Annotated in this window: 12 protein-coding genes; 4 read left to right on the plus strand and 8 right to left on the minus strand. The window is 68.6% G+C overall.

Annotated elements, in window-relative coordinates:
- Nucleotides 1-6 precede the first annotated feature (6 nt).
- Nucleotides 7-1,845, minus strand: a complete 1,839-nt coding sequence (locus L3V18_RS12190) for a phosphoenolpyruvate carboxykinase (GTP) (RefSeq protein ID WP_237055225.1) — start codon at nucleotides 1,843-1,845, stop codon at nucleotides 7-9.
- A 117-nt stretch (nucleotides 1,846-1,962) separates the two neighbouring features.
- Nucleotides 1,963-2,553 carry a TetR/AcrR family transcriptional regulator gene (locus tag L3V18_RS12195; RefSeq protein ID WP_237055227.1) on the minus strand — a complete coding sequence of 197 codons (591 nt, stop codon included), beginning with the start codon at nucleotides 2,551-2,553 and terminating at the stop codon, nucleotides 1,963-1,965.
- A gap of 286 nt (nucleotides 2,554-2,839) precedes the next feature.
- Between L3V18_RS12195 and L3V18_RS12200 the strand changes: the two genes are divergently transcribed.
- Both L3V18_RS12200 and L3V18_RS12205 read left to right on the plus strand, forming a co-directional pair.
- A complete protein-coding gene (locus L3V18_RS12200) occupies nucleotides 2,840-5,317 on the plus strand; it encodes an acyl-CoA dehydrogenase (RefSeq protein ID WP_237055229.1) in 2,478 nt (825 codons plus the stop codon).
- A 104-nt stretch (nucleotides 5,318-5,421) separates the two neighbouring features.
- On the plus strand, nucleotides 5,422-5,913 hold the full coding sequence (locus L3V18_RS12205) for a hotdog fold domain-containing protein (protein ID WP_237055231.1): 492 nt from the start codon (nucleotides 5,422-5,424) through the stop codon (nucleotides 5,911-5,913).
- Between the two features lie 114 nt (nucleotides 5,914-6,027).
- Here L3V18_RS12205 and L3V18_RS12210 read toward each other — a convergent pair whose 3' ends face one another.
- The 3 genes from L3V18_RS12210 to L3V18_RS12220 all read right to left on the minus strand — a co-directional run bounded on the left by L3V18_RS12210 (nucleotide 6,028) and on the right by L3V18_RS12220 (nucleotide 9,347).
- Nucleotides 6,028-6,519 carry a DUF922 domain-containing protein gene (locus tag L3V18_RS12210; protein WP_237055233.1) on the minus strand — a complete coding sequence of 164 codons (492 nt, stop codon included), beginning with the start codon at nucleotides 6,517-6,519 and terminating at the stop codon, nucleotides 6,028-6,030.
- A 138-nt stretch (nucleotides 6,520-6,657) separates the two neighbouring features.
- Nucleotides 6,658-7,863 carry an NAD-dependent epimerase/dehydratase family protein gene (locus L3V18_RS12215; RefSeq protein WP_237055234.1) on the minus strand — a complete coding sequence of 402 codons (1,206 nt, stop codon included), beginning with the start codon at nucleotides 7,861-7,863 and terminating at the stop codon, nucleotides 6,658-6,660.
- 74 nt (nucleotides 7,864-7,937) lie between these two features.
- On the minus strand, nucleotides 7,938-9,347 hold the full coding sequence (locus tag L3V18_RS12220) for an NTP/NDP exchange transporter (protein ID WP_425493519.1): 1,410 nt from the start codon (nucleotides 9,345-9,347) through the stop codon (nucleotides 7,938-7,940).
- A 187-nt stretch (nucleotides 9,348-9,534) separates the two neighbouring features.
- Between L3V18_RS12220 and L3V18_RS12225 the strand changes: the two genes are divergently transcribed.
- Nucleotides 9,535-11,169 (plus strand): GMC family oxidoreductase, encoded by a 1,635-nt coding sequence (locus L3V18_RS12225; RefSeq protein WP_237055342.1) that lies wholly within the window; start codon nucleotides 9,535-9,537, stop codon nucleotides 11,167-11,169.
- 225 nt (nucleotides 11,170-11,394) lie between these two features.
- Here L3V18_RS12225 and L3V18_RS12230 read toward each other — a convergent pair whose 3' ends face one another.
- A complete protein-coding gene (locus L3V18_RS12230) occupies nucleotides 11,395-13,329 on the minus strand; it encodes a M48 family metallopeptidase (RefSeq protein ID WP_237055236.1) in 1,935 nt (644 codons plus the stop codon).
- Between the two features lie 88 nt (nucleotides 13,330-13,417).
- The gene (locus tag L3V18_RS12235; protein WP_237055344.1) at nucleotides 13,418-14,008 is read right to left on the minus strand and encodes a LemA family protein; all 591 of its coding nucleotides are present in this window, start codon (nucleotides 14,006-14,008) and stop codon (nucleotides 13,418-13,420) included.
- A gap of 90 nt (nucleotides 14,009-14,098) precedes the next feature.
- On the opposite strand from L3V18_RS12235, the gene L3V18_RS12240 reads away from it, so the two are divergent.
- Nucleotides 14,099-15,427 carry a serine hydrolase domain-containing protein gene (locus tag L3V18_RS12240; RefSeq protein WP_237055238.1) on the plus strand — a complete coding sequence of 443 codons (1,329 nt, stop codon included), beginning with the start codon at nucleotides 14,099-14,101 and terminating at the stop codon, nucleotides 15,425-15,427.
- A gap of 198 nt (nucleotides 15,428-15,625) precedes the next feature.
- On the opposite strand, the gene L3V18_RS19465 is transcribed toward L3V18_RS12240, so the two are convergent.
- Nucleotides 15,626-16,126, minus strand: a complete 501-nt coding sequence (locus L3V18_RS19465) for a hypothetical protein (RefSeq protein ID WP_425493520.1) — start codon at nucleotides 16,124-16,126, stop codon at nucleotides 15,626-15,628.
- Nucleotides 16,127-16,392: the final 266 nt, after the last annotated feature.

Genomic DNA, 16,392 nt, shown 5'->3' on the forward strand with positions numbered 1-16,392 from the left:
CGCGCCTCAGTCCGCCAGCAGACCGGCGATGCGCTGCTGTTCGGCCTTCAGCGCCTGCGGCATGCGCGACCCGTAGCCGTCCAGATACTCGCCGATGCTGTCGAACTCGGCCTTCCAGCCGGCCTGTTCGAAGCCGAACAGCCTGGCCTCGGCTTCCTCGGACAGCGCAATGCCGTCCAGCTTCAGATCGCCGGCCGCCGGCAGGGTGCCGATCGGGGTCTCGACGCCGCCGGCCTCGCCCCTGACGCGGCCGATCATCCATTCCAGCACGCGCAGGTTGTCGCCGAAGCCCGGCCACAGGAACCTGCCGTCGTCGCCCTTGCGGAACCAGTTGACGTGGAAGATCTTCGGCAGCTTCGCGCCGGGCGTGTCGAACGACAGCCAGTGGCCGAAGTAGTCGGCGAAGTTGTAGCCGCAGAACGGCTTCATCGCCATCGGATCGCGGCGCATCACGCCGACTGCACCGGTCGCCGCGGCGGTGGTCTCCGAGCCCATCGCGGCACCGACCAGCACGCCGTGGGTCCAGTCGCGGGCCTCGAACACCAGCGGCACCAGCGATGCGCGACGGCCGCCGAACACGATCGCGCTGATCGGCACGCCCTGCGGGTCCTCGGCCATCGGCGACCAGCTCGGACACTGCTTTGCGCTGACGGTGAAACGCGCGTTCGGATGCGCGGCCGGCCCCTTGGCGGGATCGTACGGGTTGCCGCGCCAGTCGGTGACCGGCTGCTGGCCGTTGTCGAGGCCTTCCCACCACGGCTGGTTGTCGGCGGTCAGGCCGACGTTGGTGAAGATGGTGTCCTTGCGGATGGTCTCCAGCGCGTTCGGATTGGATTTCGCCGAGGTGCCCGGAGCGACGCCGAAATAGCCGGCCTCGGGGTTGATCGCGTACAGGCGGCCGTCGGCACCCGGACGCATCCAGCAGATGTCGTCGCCGACCGTCCACACCTTCCAGCCGTCGCGCCGGTAGCCCTCCGGGGGGATCAGCATCGCCAGATTGGTCTTGCCGCAGGCCGACGGAAACGCCGCGGCGACGTAATGGGTCTCGCCCTGCGGATTCTCGATGCCGACGATCAGCATGTGCTCGGCCAGCCAGCCTTCGCTGCGGGCCTGATAGCTGGCGATGCGCAGCGCATGGCACTTCTTGCCCAGCAACGCGTTGCCGCCGTAGCCGGAACCGTAGGACTTGATCGTCAGCTCCTCGGGGAAATGCATGATGAAGCGGCGCTCGGGATCGAGCTCGCCGATCGAGTGCAGGCCTTTCACGAAGGTGTCCGCCGGTCCGCCGCGAGCAGCCTGGCCGCTGCCCTCGCGCTCGATGCGGGCGAGCGCATCGGCGCCCATCCGGGTCATCAGCCGCATGTTGGCGACCACGTACGGGCTGTCGGTGATCTCCACGCCGCAACGCGAAAGCGGCGAGTCGATCGGGCCCATGCAGTACGGGATCACGTACATCGTGCGGCCGCGCATGCAGCCGTCGAACAGCGCGTCGATCTTCGCATGCGCTTCGGCGGGAGCCATCCAATGGTTGTTGGGACCGGCGTCGTCCTGCTCGCTCGTGCAGACGAAGGTCAGGTGTTCGACGCGGGCGACGTCGTCCGGGTGCGAACGGTGCAGCCAGCTGCCGGGGTGGGTGTCCGGATTCAGCGGCAGCAGGGTGCCATCGGCCTGCATCTGCGCGATCAGCGCCTCGCTCTCTTCATCGCTGCCGTCGCACCAGTGGATCGCATCGGGGCGGGTCAGCGCGGCGACCTCGGCGACCCACCGGTTCAACGCGACCAGCGAGCTGCCGCTGGCGGATGGATGGATGGCGGACTTCGACGCGTCAGAGGAAAGGGCATTCACGGCATTGCTCCGGGACGTACATCAGGATGAGACGAATTGAAAAAGACGATGCGGCCGGATGCCCCGACCCTGCGGACGAACGGCAGCGCGACGCCGTCGCGATCGCCCCCGAAGCGGTCAGCCTGAGGGGATCAGCGTGTCCATCATGTGTTCGACGTAGGCCTCGAACTCCTCGTGCTGCATCCGGGTCTGGTGCAGTTGCAGGTTCAGCTGGAGGAAACCCACGTAGGCGGCGTACAGCAGTTGCGCGCGGTACCGCGCGTCGGTGCGGCTGAGCCCGACCTGACGGAACGAAGCGGTCAGGTACTCGAGACGACGGTCTGACACGCGTCCGATCACCGGCTGCACGGCCGGGTGGTCGAGCGCCTTCAGCAGCTCGGAATAGACGATATGGGACTTGACCTCGTGCGCGACCACGTTGAACAGCGCGCGCAGGCGCTGGCGCGGATCCGGGATCGGTTCCAACTGGCCGAACACCTCTTCCTGCTCGAACTTCTCCCAGCGTTCCAGCGCCGCCACCAGCAGTGCGTCGCGCGAAGGGAAATGCCAGTAGAAGCTGCCCTTGGTCACCCCGAGTCGTCGAGCGAGGGGCTCGACCGCGACCGCGGCCACCCCCTGCTCGGCGATCAGGTCCAGCGCGGCCTGGGCCCAGTCCTCGGCACTCAGACGGCCGCTGCGCTCGGTCTTCGGCAAGGCGGATGCGGTCATGGTGACAAGTGTAGCCATACGGATGGGTGGGGGACAGTACGTGGGCGACCGGCGCCGGTTGACAGGCGGCGGACGGGCGGACCATACTCAAGCGTATGTTAACACCGCGCGACTCCGGTGTTCGCGCCCGGCGGGGCCATGCGCCCGATGCAGCCGGCGAATCGCCTGCCAGGTCACCGCGTCTTCGCGGCGGAACCGGCAGGATGGCCAGGACGGCATCGGCGCCGTCCACCAGGAGTCAGCGGACCGTTCGTCCGTCGTCGTACACGTTCTCCGGAGTGTCGCCATGAGCATCGCGATCCCCTTCCTCGTCCTGCTGGTCGTCGGCATGATCGCCGCCTACCATCGCCTGCGCCTGGCGGTGTGGGTCGCGATCAGCGCCACCTCCCTGGTCGCCGCCTGGCTGCTCGGAGCCGATGCAGCAGCCAGCATCGTCGCCGGCGCGCTGCTGGCGGCAGTCTCGATCCCGCTGCTGCTGCCGGCGATCAGGCTGCCGCTGATCACCGCGCCGCTGCTGAAGTTCTACACGAAGATCCTGCCGCCGCTGTCGGAAACCGAGCGGGTCGCGCTGGAGGCCGGCACGGTCGGCTGGGAAGGCCAGCTGTTCTCCGGCAAGCCGGACTGGAAGGTGCTGCACGACCAGCCCCGGCCGACCCTGCGCGAGGACGAACAGGCCTTCCTCGACGGCCCTGTCGAGGAGCTGTGCCGGATGGTCAACGACTGGGACATCACCCATGTCCGCGCCGACCTGCCGCCGGAGCTGTGGGACTTCATCAAGAAGAACAGGTTCTTCGGCATGATCGTGCCGAAGGAATACGGCGGCCTGGGGTTCACCGCACTGGGCAACCACAAGGTGATCCAGAAGCTGGCTTCCGTCTCCAGCGTGGTCAGTTCGACCGTCGGCGTGCCCAACTCGCTGGGTCCGGCCGAGTTGCTGCTGCACTACGGCACCCGTGAGCAGAAGGACCATTACCTGCCGCGCCTGGCCGACGGCCGCGAAGTCCCCTGCTTTGGCCTGACCGGCCCGTGGGCCGGATCGGACGCGACCTCGATCCCGGACTACGGCATCGTCTGCATGGGCGACTGGAACGGCGCCCGTGTGGTCGGCGTCAAGCTGACCTTCGACAAGCGCTACATCACCCTGGCGCCGGTCGCCACCCTGATCGGCCTCGCATTCCGCATGTACGACCCGGACGGCCTGCTCGGCGACAGGAAGGACATCGGCATCACCCTGGCGCTGGTGCCGCGCAACACCGCCGGCATCGAGATCGGCCGTCGTCATTTTCCGCTGAACTCGCCGTTCCAGAACGGCCCGATCCACGGCAGGGACGTGTTCATTCCGCTGAGCCAGCTGATCGGCGGCGAAGCCTATGCCGGCAAGGGCTGGCAGATGCTGGTCGAGTGCCTTTCGATCGGCCGCTCGATCACCCTGCCCTCCACCGCCAGCGGCGGCGCCAAGATGGCCGCGGTGGTCACCGGCGCATACGCCAGGATCCGCAAGCAGTTCGGCCTGTCGATCGGTCGTTTCGAGGGCGTGGAGGAAGCGCTGGCCCGGATCGCCGGCAACGCCTATGCGGCGAGCGCGCTGTCGGAGGCCTCAGCGGCCGCTGTCGCGCGCGGCGAGCTGCCGGCGGTGCCGTCGACGATCTCCAAGTACCACTGCACCGAGATGGGCCGCGAGGCCGCCAAGGACGCAATGGACATCCACGGCGGCAAGGGCATCATCCTCGGCCCGAAGAACTATCTGGGCCGCGGCTGGCAGGCCTCGCCGATCGCGATCACCGTCGAGGGCGCGAACATCATGACGCGCTCGCTGATGATCTTCGGCCAGGGCGCGATCCTGTGCCATCCGTGGGTGCTGAAGGAGATGAAGGCCGCGACCCTGCCGGATCCGGGCGAACGCCTGCGCGAGTTCGACCGCAACCTGTTCGGGCACATCGGCTTCGCGATCTCCAATGCGGTACGCAGCTGGTGGTTCGGCCTGACCGGCGCGAAGCTCGGCAGCGCGCCGGGCGACGCCTACACCCGTCGCTACTACCGCAAGCTCAACCGCTACTCGGCGGCGCTGGCGCTGATGGCCGACACCTCGATGCTGCTGCTGGGCGGCAAGCTGAAGTTCAAGGAATCGCTGTCCGGCCGCCTCGGCGACGTGCTCAGCCACCTGTACATCGCCAGCGCGATGCTCAAGCGCTACGAGGACGAAGGGCGTCCGGCGTCCGACCAGCCACTGCTGGCCTGGTCGTTCCACAACAGCGTGCACAAGATCGAGATCGCGCTGTCGACGGCGCTGCGCAACTTCCCGATACGTCCGGTCGGCTGGCTGCTGTGGATGCTCGTGTTCCCCTGGGGCCGTCGCGCGCAGGCACCCAGCGACCGCCTCGGCCACAAGACCGCGGCGCTGCTGATGTCGCCGAACGATGCCCGCGACCGGCTCGCACGGGGCGTGTTCATGACTCCGTGCGCGAACAACCCGGCCGGCCGCATCAACAGCTACCTGCCGCAGGTGGTGCTGGCCGAACCGGTCGAGCGCAAGTTCCTGAAGGCGCTGAAGAACAGCGACATCGAGGCGCTGGACTTCGCCGCCCAGCTCGATGAGGGCGTCAAGGAAGGCTGGATCACCGCCGAGGAGCGCAAGCAGCTGGAGGCGTTGCGCGAAATGACCATCGACGCGATCTCGGTCGACGACTTCGAACCCTGGGAGCTTCGCTCGGCCGGCTACTACAGCGACCGGATCGAAGCCGCCGCCAAGCGCGACGCGGCCTGAAATCGGCGCAGCAATCGCAGAAGGGCGATCGCGGAAGTGATTGCAGAAGTGACGGAAACCGACGGCGGGGCGACCCGCCGTCCCCGCATCCACGGGAGAACTCCATGAGCGACGCCGGATACACCGCGCCACTGCTCGCCACCTGGCGCCGGATGATCCGCTGGCCCGCCGGCCGCTGGCTGTTCTCGCGCGCGGTCTGCTTCAAGGCGCCCTACTTCTCGACGATCGCGCCGCGATTCCTGGACCTGGAGCCGGGCCGTTGCGAAGTCGTCATGCGCGACCGTCGCGCGGTGCACAACCACATCGGCACCGTGCATGCGATCGCGCTGTGCAACCTGGCCGAGCTGGCCGGCGGGGTGATGCTCGACGCCAGCCTGCCGCGCGGGATGCGCTGGATTCCCAAGGGGATGACCGTCGCCTACCTGGCGAAGGCGCGGGGCCCGATGCGGGCCGTGGCGACACCGGAACGTCCGATCGAAGCGGCCGACGCAGGCCATGAACTGCCCGTCGCGGTCGAGGTCACCGATACCGCTGGTGAGGCGGTGTTCCGCGCACGGATCATGATGTGGGTTTCGCCCAGGTCGCGAAGGAAATAGGCCGCCTCCCGCCCACCGCGGCAGGCGTCGCGGTCGCGGAATCCTTCGGGCAGGCCGCGCGCCTGCCCCGTCAAGGCCGGACGACCCGAGCTGGGCCCATTCCGCCCCTGCGCTTCACGGCAGCATGCCGTGGCGGGTCTCGCGGTCGAAACGTCGATCCAGACGACGGTACTCGTCGATGATCGCACGGGCGCGTCGGTCGATGCGCGCGCGGGATCCCTCGCAGGCCAGTTCCGTCGGCAGCTCCGCGAACATGTCCCGGACCGCCGCGGCCGCCTGCTCGCCGTGTCGCGCATGCACCTGCTCGTGGGCGGCCAACGCACTGATGAAACGGTCCCACTGCGCCGCCAGGGCCGCTGGCGCCCTGTCCCGTCCGGTCCAGTCCGGCAGCGTGATCGTGATGTCGGCCACCACGTCCCAGTAGCCCAGCTGACACTGTCCGTCCTCGAGCGGCCAGCTCTGCCATGACCAGGTGACCTGCCACTCCGCATACCCGCTGTAACGTCGTCCGGTGACCGGATCGCGCGGCCCGTTCTCACGCATCCGGGTTGCCCATTGCGAACGCGAGCGGCCGTCGACCGGATAGGTATGCAGCCGCCGCGTCACCCGCGCGCGGTCTCTTGCCGGCGCCTGCAGCGACGGCTGAACCGGCTCCTGCGCCGGACCGCCGTCCGCGGCCGCGGACGTAGCCGATCCCCCCCACCGCGAACGCCAGCGCTGCCGACTTCCATCTCATCGCACGCACTATCGGCGGCGGTCGCGATGCCACGCGGCGAGCACCGCCCGTTCCTTCTCCGCGTCCAGTCCGGCCCGGGGCCTGGCCCGTCGCTCGGCCGGCAGGCTCCGCCACCACGCCAGTGTGTCGTGGACGGTCTCCTGCAGCGGACGATAGCCCAGCCCGGCGGCCTGGGCGCGCGCTGTCGAAACACGGCCGAACCCGGCGTATTCGCCTTCGGCCGGAATCCATGCCGGCATGTCCCGCCAGGGCTGGACATCGTGGCGTTCGAGGAAGACGGCCGGCACCCAGGTCAGCGTCGAGTTCGCCCCGGGCGCTTGCGGACACGGCGTGGTGATGCAGTTCATCACGTTCATCCGGCGTGCGACCTGCTGGCAGGTATCCAGCAGCATGCCCATCGTCAGCGCGCCGGCCGGGGCATCGGCATTGAAGGTGCCGATCGTGCGCTGCTCCAGCAGATGCAGCAGGAACGCGGCGAGGTCGCGCACGTCGATGAACTGGGTCGGCGCGTCGGGCGTGCCCGGTGCGAGTATCTCGCCGCCACGGTCGGCACGCGCCGGCCAGTAGGTGAAGCGGTCGGTGGTGTCGCCCGGGCCTACGATCAGTCCCGGACGGACGATCGTGGTCCGGCCCGGCATTCCGGCCTCGGCCGCCTGTTCGCACAGTGCCTTGAGTCCGCCGTAGGTTTCGCCGCTGATTTCGGTGACGGTCGGGTCAGGCAGGCGGATCAGCTCGCCGCCCTCGTCCATCCCGGGCAGGTCGTTGCGTGCGTACACCGATACCGTCGACACCACGAGGTACTGACCGACCCGCGGCGCGAGCAGCCGGGTGGAACGGGTCACGTCAGCCGGAACGTAGGCGGAGGTATCGAGCACCGCATCCCAGCGCTGACCGGCATCGAGCGCCGAAAGGTCGCTCTTGCGGTCGCCGTGCAGTTGCTCGATGTCGTCGTATTCCGGACCGCTGAAGCGTTCCGGGTTGGTCTTGCCGCGGTTGAACAGGGTCAGCCTGTGGCCTCGTGCCCGCGCGGCCTCGACGAAGTGCGGCCCGAGGAAACCGGTACCGCCCATCACCAGGATGCGCAGGCGGTCTCCCGTGGACTGCGCCTCCGCTTCCGCGGCCGCGCCGCGCAACATCGTCGAGCATCCCGGCAGCGCCATGGCCACCGCACCGGTCAGGCCGCCCAACAGCAGATCGCGCCGTCCGATCGACATCGCACGCCTCCCCTCACGTTTCCATACCGGTTCCGACTGTGACGCCGCGCGGGTCCATGGCCATCCGCCATTGGTCATCCCCGGGCGCCGTCCTCGGGTGCGCCGCCGGCCGGCTGGCGGCAAGCGGCCGAGCCCTCGTCGGGCAGATTGCGCTGGGCACGAACCACCCGCCATGCCGCGAACGCGAGCGCGGCGGCGACACCGATGCCGGCCGCGAACACCGCCCGGCTGCCGAACACCGCCAACGCCTTGTGCACCCAGACGAAGGTCAGGTCGCTGCCGCGGTAGACCACGGTATCGATCACGGCCTTGGCCTTGTAGCGCGACTCGCGGTCGACGCGGGTATAGATCGTCTCGCGCCCCGGCTTGCCCAGCGAGAACTCGCCGGCACGGGTCGCGATCTGGGTCGCGGCCACCAGCAGCGGCAGCGGCGACATCGTCAGCAGGGCGTAGCCGGCGAGGATCGCGAAGGCAGGGATCAACAACGCCGGCGCGACCCCGTAGCGGCGCAGCAACGCACGGGTAAGCAGCAACTGGACCAGCAGGGTCAGCGCATTGACCGAGCCGTCGATCAGCGAGTAGTAGCGGGTGGCCTCGCGCGGATCGGGATAGAACGCCTTCACGATCGCCGCCTGCTCGTTGTACAGCAGGGTGCCCACGCCGACGCCGAAGAACAGCAGCAGCGCCAGCGCGCGCAGCAGCGGCCGCGCCCAGACCAGGCGCAGGCCGGCGATGATCGATCCGCCCATCGCGCGCTCGCCGCTGACATCGTGGTGCAGGCGCTCGCGCCGGATCGCCCACGGCCGCAGCTTGAGGATGCAGAGCAGACACACGGCAAGGAATGCCGCCGAGACCAGCAGCAGGTTGGCCACGCCGAGCCAGCCGACCAGAGCGCTGGTCAACGCCGGTCCGGCCAGCGCACCCAGAGTGCCGCCGGCGCCGATGTAGCCGTAGAAGCGCTTGGCATGGTCGTTGTCGAAGACATCGGCCATGAAGCTCCAGAACACCGTGACCGCGAACATGTTGAACACCGCGACCCAGATGAAGAACAGGCCGCCGCGGCCCGGCACGGCCTGGTGGAATATCCAGTAGAAGCACAGCAGGCAGGCGATGAAGAACAGATAGACGACCGGCAGGAACACCCGGCGCGGGAAGCGCGCGACCAGGGCGCCATAGACCGGCTGCAGCAGCACCATGATCACGAAGGTACCGGTGAACAGCACCTGCAGGGTGTAGTCCTGCAGCGCGACGCCACGGCCGGCCGCCCAGGCCAGCAGCCCCGGCGGAAACACCGCCATCGCGTCACCGGAAGCGCCCATCGCATCGCGCATCGGCCGCAGCACGTAGTAGCCGCACAGCAGGCTGAAGAAATACAGCGTCGCCCACCACAACGACGGCGAACCCGCCAGTTCTTCGCGGAACCGGCGCATGCCGGCCATCACTCCCCGGCGTCTGCGAGGCCCTGCCGGCGCTGCTTCGGTCATCGGAATCCTGCTGCCATGGGGTGGAAGGGGCGTGCCGCCGGAGCCGTCGGCGGCATGATGCTAGCAGCCCCGCATGTCCGGCTTCGACGTCGGCATCTGCAGCCTGCCGCCGCCGGGCATCGTCGCCACGAGCATTTGCTCTAACGGGCCTGCTTACGGTCCCGGGGTCACCGTCGCGAGTCCGCCTGTGTACGACTACATCATCATCGGTGCCGGATCGGCCGGCTGCGTGCTCGCCAATCGGCTGTCCGCGGACCCGGACGTACGCGTGCTGCTGCTCGAAGCCGGTCCGCGCGACCGTCACCCCTTCATCCACATGCCGGCGGGCATCGCCAAGCTGGTCGGCGTCAGGCGACTGAACTGGGATTACTACACGGCGCCGGAACCGCAGCTCGACGGGCGGACGTTATGGTGGCCGCGCGGCAAGGTGCTCGGCGGTTCGAGCTCCATCAACGCGATGTGCTACACCCGTGGGGTGCCGGGCGACTATGACGAGTGGGCCGCGCTCGGCGCCGACGGCTGGCACTGGGACAACGTGCTGCCCTATTTCCGGCGTTCGGAGTCAAACCAGCGAGGCGCCGACGCCCTCCACGGCGGCGACGGCCCGCTCCACGTCTCCGAACTGCGCCACAGCAATCCGCTGTCGCACGCCTTCATCGAGGCCGGAATGCAGGCCGGGTACCCGCGCAACGACGATTTCAGCGGCCGGGTGCAGGAGGGGTTCGGTCTCTACCAGGTGACCCAGAAGGACGGTGCCCGCTGCTCCAGCGCGGTCGCCTATCTCAACCCGGCGCGGCCACGCGGAAACCTCGAGATCGTGACCGGCGCGCTGGTCTCCCGGATCACCTTCGAGTCCGGCCGTGGCGGCGTGCCGCGCGCATCGGGTGTGACCTACAGCGTCGGCGGCCGGGCCTTCCACCAGCCGTGCGCGCGCGAGGTGCTGCTCTGCGGAGGCGCGCTCAATTCGCCGCAACTGCTGATGCTGTCGGGCATCGGCCCGGCCGCGCAACTGCGCCGGCACGGCCTTGAGGTGATCGTCGACGCGTCGCAGGTCGGCGAGAACCTCCAGGACCATCTCGACATCTGCACGCTGCGGCAATGCACGCAACCGATCACCTACGACCGCGTCAGCGACCTGCGCATCGCCTTCGATTACTACCTGCGCGGCCACAGCGGAGTCGGCAGCAGCAATGTCGCCGAGGCTGGCGCCTTCATCCGCTCGGCGCTGGCGCCGGATGCACGCGCCGACATCCAGCTGCACTTCGTGCCGGCCCTGCTCGACGACCATGGACGCAACCGTCTGCCCGGCGACGGCTTCACCGTGCACGCCTGTTTCCTGCGCCCCCGCAGCCGCGGCCGATTGGTACTGGCCAGCGGCCGCGCCGCGGACAAGGTGCGGATCGAGGCGAACTATCTCAGCGACGCCGAAGGCTTCGACATGCGGATGATGCTCGAGTGCGCCCGGCTGTCGCGCGAGCTGCTCGCCCAGCCCGCATTCGACCCGTACCGCGGCGCGCCGATCTTCCCGGACCGAGACGGTCTCGACGATGCCGGCCTGAAGGCCTTCGTGCGGGCCAAGGCCGAGAGCATCTACCACCCGATCGGAACCTGCCGGATGGGCAGCGATCCGGACGCGGTGGTCGATCCGCAGTTGCGCGTGCGCGGCGTGGAGGGTCTGCGCGTCGTCGACGCATCGGTGATGCCGCGACTGCCCGGCGGCAACACCAACGCGCCCACCATCATGATCGCCGAGCGCGCCTCCGACATGATCTCCGGATCCGGCCGGAACCAGGCCGACACCATCCGCACGAGCGGTTCGTAGAAACAGCGTAAACCGCGATTCCCAGGCCGCGCCCGGGAATCCTCGAATTTTGCTGTGCAAACCATGGGCTCCGCCGTTGCGCTTCCACACTCCCATTCGTGCCTGCGGCGCATCGCTCTCCGCCACAACGCTACAGGGTTGGGCAGACACAAGCGGCGTAAGCCGAGATGGAGCTGGCCGGATCACGGCTCACGCCGTTCCCAGGGGTGCCCACGATGCCCGGGTTCAGCGCTGCCCCAGCACCGGCGGCAACGGGCAGTGCAGCACGCCGCAGATCGTCCGCAGCAGCTCCGCCTCGGCCACGCTGACGCGGCCGTCGTGGCCGATCGCATCGGTGATCGCTTCGACCAGCACCTGCTTGGCGAGCGGATCCAGCGCGTCCAGCGGCTCCCAGACTTCGTCGAGCGCGATCACGCCTTCTTCCGGCGGCGCATAGGGAAGATGGTCGCGCGGCAGCACCCGGTTCAGCCCGGCGAGGTAGGCCCGCTGCGCCGCGGCTTCGTCGGCATGTCCAGCGCGCGCCACCACCGCGAGCAGGGTCGCGAACTCGTGCCGTACGCCGGTCGCCTTGCGCCGGCCCATCCGCAGGTAGCGGGACGGATCCAGCGACTCGCGCACCTGCACGGTCAGCAGGCGCGCCAGGCAGTACTCGAACAGGCTCACTTGGCCATCGGCATAGACCATCGCGTTGGCCGCGTCCAGGAAACCGTCGAGCTCGGGCCGCGGACGCAGTCGCAGCACCGGAAAGGCCATCGCCGCCAGCGGCAGGCGCAGCATCGGATGCAGATCGTGCAGGCGGGTCTGCTGCAGGTGCCTGGCCTGCTCGGCCACGACCCGGCCGAGCCGCGCCGAGACCTCGTCGACCTGCTTGCCGGCGATCTCCGCACGGGCGTCCATCAGCAGGCCCAGCAGCAATGGCACCACGCTGTCGCGTTGGCGGGCGATCTCGCGCAAGGGTTCCGGCATCGCCGCCACGATCGCGTCGGCGCGCAGGTAGTCGTCGGCGCCGGGATGGGCGACCTGCTCGACCACCTGCCGCGGTGCGATCCGCTGTTCGCCGCCGGCGACCGGCAGAGGCGGCGGTCCATGGGGCGGAAGTGAGGACGGCTGTGAAGACGCGTCCGCCGACGGGCCCATCGGCGCCAGTCCCATCCGCAGATCCTCTTCCAGTCCGTTCGGCGGCGCCGTCGCCCACTGCCGCGACAGCCCTTCGAGCTGTTCGGCGCGAAAGCCCGGTTCCAGCGCCTGGATCCGCTCGACCAGCGGTGGATGGGTCGCGAACCAGCCGCTCAGGCCGATGCCGTCGCCGAACAGCATGTGGCTGACTTCCTCGGCCTCACCGCGGGCGGCCAGCCGCGAGCCGTCCTGCAGACCGCCGATCTTCTTCAGCGCGCCGGCCAGGCCCGCGGTCTGGCGGGTGAACTGCACCGCCGACGCATCGGCGAGACGCTCGCGGCTGCGGCTGACGCCGGCCTTGATCATCCTGCCGAAGAACAGGCCGATACCTCCGATCGCCATCGCCACCAGCGCCGCCGCCATCACCGCTGCCGCGCCGCGGCGTCCGGCGTAGTGGCCGTGGATGAGCACTTTCCGACCGATCAGCGAAATCATCATGATTCCGAACAGCACGCCGATCAGGCGGATGTTCAGGCGCATGTCGCCGTTGAGGATGTGACTGAACTCGTGAGCGATCACGCCCTGCAGCTCGTCGCGGTTGAGCCGTTCCAGCGCGCCGCGGGTCACCGCGACCACCGCGTCGGAGGTGGTGTAGCCGGCCGCGAACGCATTGATCGCGGCCTCGTGCTCCAACACGTAGATCTTCGGCACCGGCACGCCCGACGCGATCGCGATCTCCTCGACAACGTTGCGCAGGCGCCGCAGGTTCAGGTCGCGGGTGTCCTCCGGCACCGGTACCCCGCCAAGCTGCAGCGCGACCGGCTCGCCGCCGCCGCCGAGGCTGGCGATACGGAACAGCGACCCCAGGCCGATCACCGCCAGCGTGGCGATCGAGGTGAAGGCCAGCAGGCCGGGACCCGCGTCGGCCACCAATGCCACCGCCAGGTCGACGGCGAACACGATGCCGAGCACCGCCAGGCCGAACAGCGCGACAAGCCGGAACGAACTGCGGCGTGCCGCCGCCTGGTGTTCGAAGAAATTCATGCGTCGAGGGCCGAGGGTCCCGGGCGGAAGGACTGGATCGGAACGCTGCCGGAACCGCGGCTGCCAGCCGCGCCCCCGGGAACAGCGATCAGAACTGGACCTTCGGCGCCTCGCGTACCTCGGCGCGATCGGCCGGAATGTCGAGCAGTGCGGCCGGAGCGAAGTTGAACATGCCCGCGACCACGCTCGACGGGAACACCTCGCGCTTGTTGTTGTAGGCCATCACGCTGTCGTTGTAGGCCTGGCGCGCGAAAGCGACCTTGTTCTCGGTGCTGGTCAGCTCCTCGGTCAGCTGCATCATGTTCTGGCTGGCCTTCAGTTCCGGATAGGCCTCCACGGTGACCAGCAGACGGCCGAGCGCGCCGTCGAGGGCACCCTGGGTACGTGCAAGTTCGGCCATCGCCGCCGGATCGCCCGGCGCCGCCTTGGCCGCGGCCAGTCCCGCCTGCGCCGCGGTGCGGGCGGCGGTCACCGCTTCCAGCGTGCCGCGTTCGTGGGCCAGGTAGGCCTTGGCGGTCTCGACCAGGTTCGGGATCAGGTCGAACCGGCGCTGCAACTGCACATCGATCTGGGCGAAGGCGTTCTTGTAGGCGTTGCGGGCCATCACCAGGCCGTTGTAGATGCCCACCGCCCAAAGCGCGAGCAACACCAGCAGGCCCAGCAGAATCAGTAAACCCAGCATGATCGTGTCTCCCCTCGGTGCTTGAAACCCCTTACGGGGTCGGCGCTAGAATCGAACACGACCCAGCATACGCAGGCCCCGCGCACGATGAAAGACAAGGCGACCGTCCGGTCCCGTACTCCTGGGCGCTTGGCGGCACTTGCCGTCCTGTTGCCTCTCGCCCTCGGCTCCACCGCCCAGACCCCGCCGCACTGGGGATCCACCCCGTCCGGCAGCTCCCTGCCGGATCCGGTTTCCACCACATCGGCCACGCCGCTCCCGCCCGCCTTCAACGTCGCCCGCTTCGAGGCGATGGCCCGGCATCTGGCAGCCGACAACCGCGTACCCGGCCTGGCGATGGCCATCGTCCACGACGGCAAGGTACTCAGCGCGCGCGGCTACGGCGTCACCGACATGCAGAACGCGGCGCCGGTCGACGGCCACACCGTGTTCAGGCTGGCATCGCTGTCGAAGGGCTTCGCGTCCACCATGGCCGGCCTGCTGATCAACGACGGCACCCTGCGCTGGGACAGCAAGGTCACCCAGTACCTGCCCGACTTCCGGCTCAACGACGCCCATTCGACCCAGCAGGTCACCGTCGCCGATCTGCTCAGCCACCGCCTCGGCCTGCCCTACAACACCTACGACCGCGACCTGGAACGCTACGTCGACTACCGGACACTGGCCAACAGGCTTTCCGACGCGCCGCTCAAATGCCAGCCGGGTACCTGCTACGCGTACCAGAATGTCGCGTTCAGCCTGATCGGCGACATCGTGTTCGCCGCGACCGGAGACTTCTACAGCCAGGAAGTGCAGCGGCGACTGTTCAAGCCATTGGGCATGAACGACGCCAGCCTCGGCCTGGAGGGCATCGAAGGCAGTCCGAGCTGGGCGCGTCCGCACGTGCGCACCCGCGGCGGCTGGGTATCGGTCTCGCCGAAACCGACCTACTACCAGCTGCCGCCTGCCGCCGGCGTCAATGCCAGCGCGAGCGACATGGCGCAGTGGCTGATCGCCCAGACCGGTCACCGTCCCGACGTGATCTCCGCCCCGTTGCTGGCAACCCTGCACGAACCGCTGGTCGACACCCCCGGGGAGATGCGCAGTTCCTGGCGCCGGGAGCGCGTCCACTCGGCCGGATATGCGCTGGGCTGGCGCGTGTACGACTATGCCGGGCAGCGGATGATCTACCACGGCGGCGCCGTGCAGGGATATCGCGGAATGATCGCACTGCTGCCGGAGCGCGATCTGGGCGTGGTGGTGATGTGGAACTCGGAAAGCGCGCTGCCATCGGGCCTGATGCCGACGATTCTCGACAGCGCGCTGGGCCTGCCGGAACGCCGCTGGCTCGACATCGATCTCGACGAGTCGATGTTCACGGACGACGATTCGGCCGGGAACCGCTTCGGCCTGGAACACGCGGCAAGGGCGCACTGAACCGTCATACGCCGGCAACTGTCGGGAACCGGGCCACCCCCGGGCAGGACCGCTGTAGCGTTGCGCGAGACTCCGATGCCGGGTCGGGCCGGGAGTGCCGGCGAGCCGGCGTCGTGCACCGCCCCATGAAAAAACTCTCTCCCCGCCTGGGCTGCGGGGAGAGAGTCGGATGACAGCGTACTACGGTATCGGGACTTCTTAGATCATCGGCGCCGGCGTGGCCGGCATGGTGGCCGGAGCCGCCTTCTTGGTGGTGCGCTTGGCCGCCTTGCGGGCAGGCTTCTTGGCACTCTTCTTCGCGGCCTTCTTGGCCGGCTTCTTGGCGGTCTTCTTCGCCGCCTTCTTGGTGGCGGCCTTGCGGGCGGTCTTCTTCGCCGCCTTCTTCACCGTCTTCTTGGCGGCCTTCTTGCCGGCAGCCTTGCGGGCGGTCTTCTTCGCCGCCTTCTTCACCGTCTTCTTGGCGGCCTTCTTGCCGGCGGCCTTGCGGGCGGTCTTCTTCGCTGCCTTCTTCGCAGTCTTCTTCGCGGTCTTCTTTGCCGCCTTCCTCACTGTCTTCTTGGCGGCAGCCTTGCGGACGGTCTTCTTCGCGGCCTTCTTGGTGGCCTTCTTCGCGGTCTTGCGGGCTGCCGACTTCTTGGCGACCTTCTTGGTCGCCTTCTTGGCGGCAGGTTTCTTCTTCGCAGCTTTCTTAGTGGCCATGGCATGGCTCCTCGTCAGTGGTCGAACATTGACCGATCGTGGATCGATCGGGGGTATTGCCCAGTACGAACCAGCATCGCGGCGGTACGGCCCGCGACAAACCGCCGGCGCGCGAGGCGTGCCGGACGGATAGTTGGCAGGCGCGCATCCGCCCGGCTCGACCGGGATCGGGCAGCCTGCAAAAGAGGGGAATTGGACGGTGCCGGAAAGATCTCCACCGGGTGGCAGTACGAGTCGGGTGTGAGTCGCTGCGATCCTTCAGGGGA

The organism is Marilutibacter chinensis (genome assembly GCF_021725675.1).
GTDB classification, from domain to species: domain Bacteria; phylum Pseudomonadota; class Gammaproteobacteria; order Xanthomonadales; family Xanthomonadaceae; genus Marilutibacter; species Marilutibacter chinensis.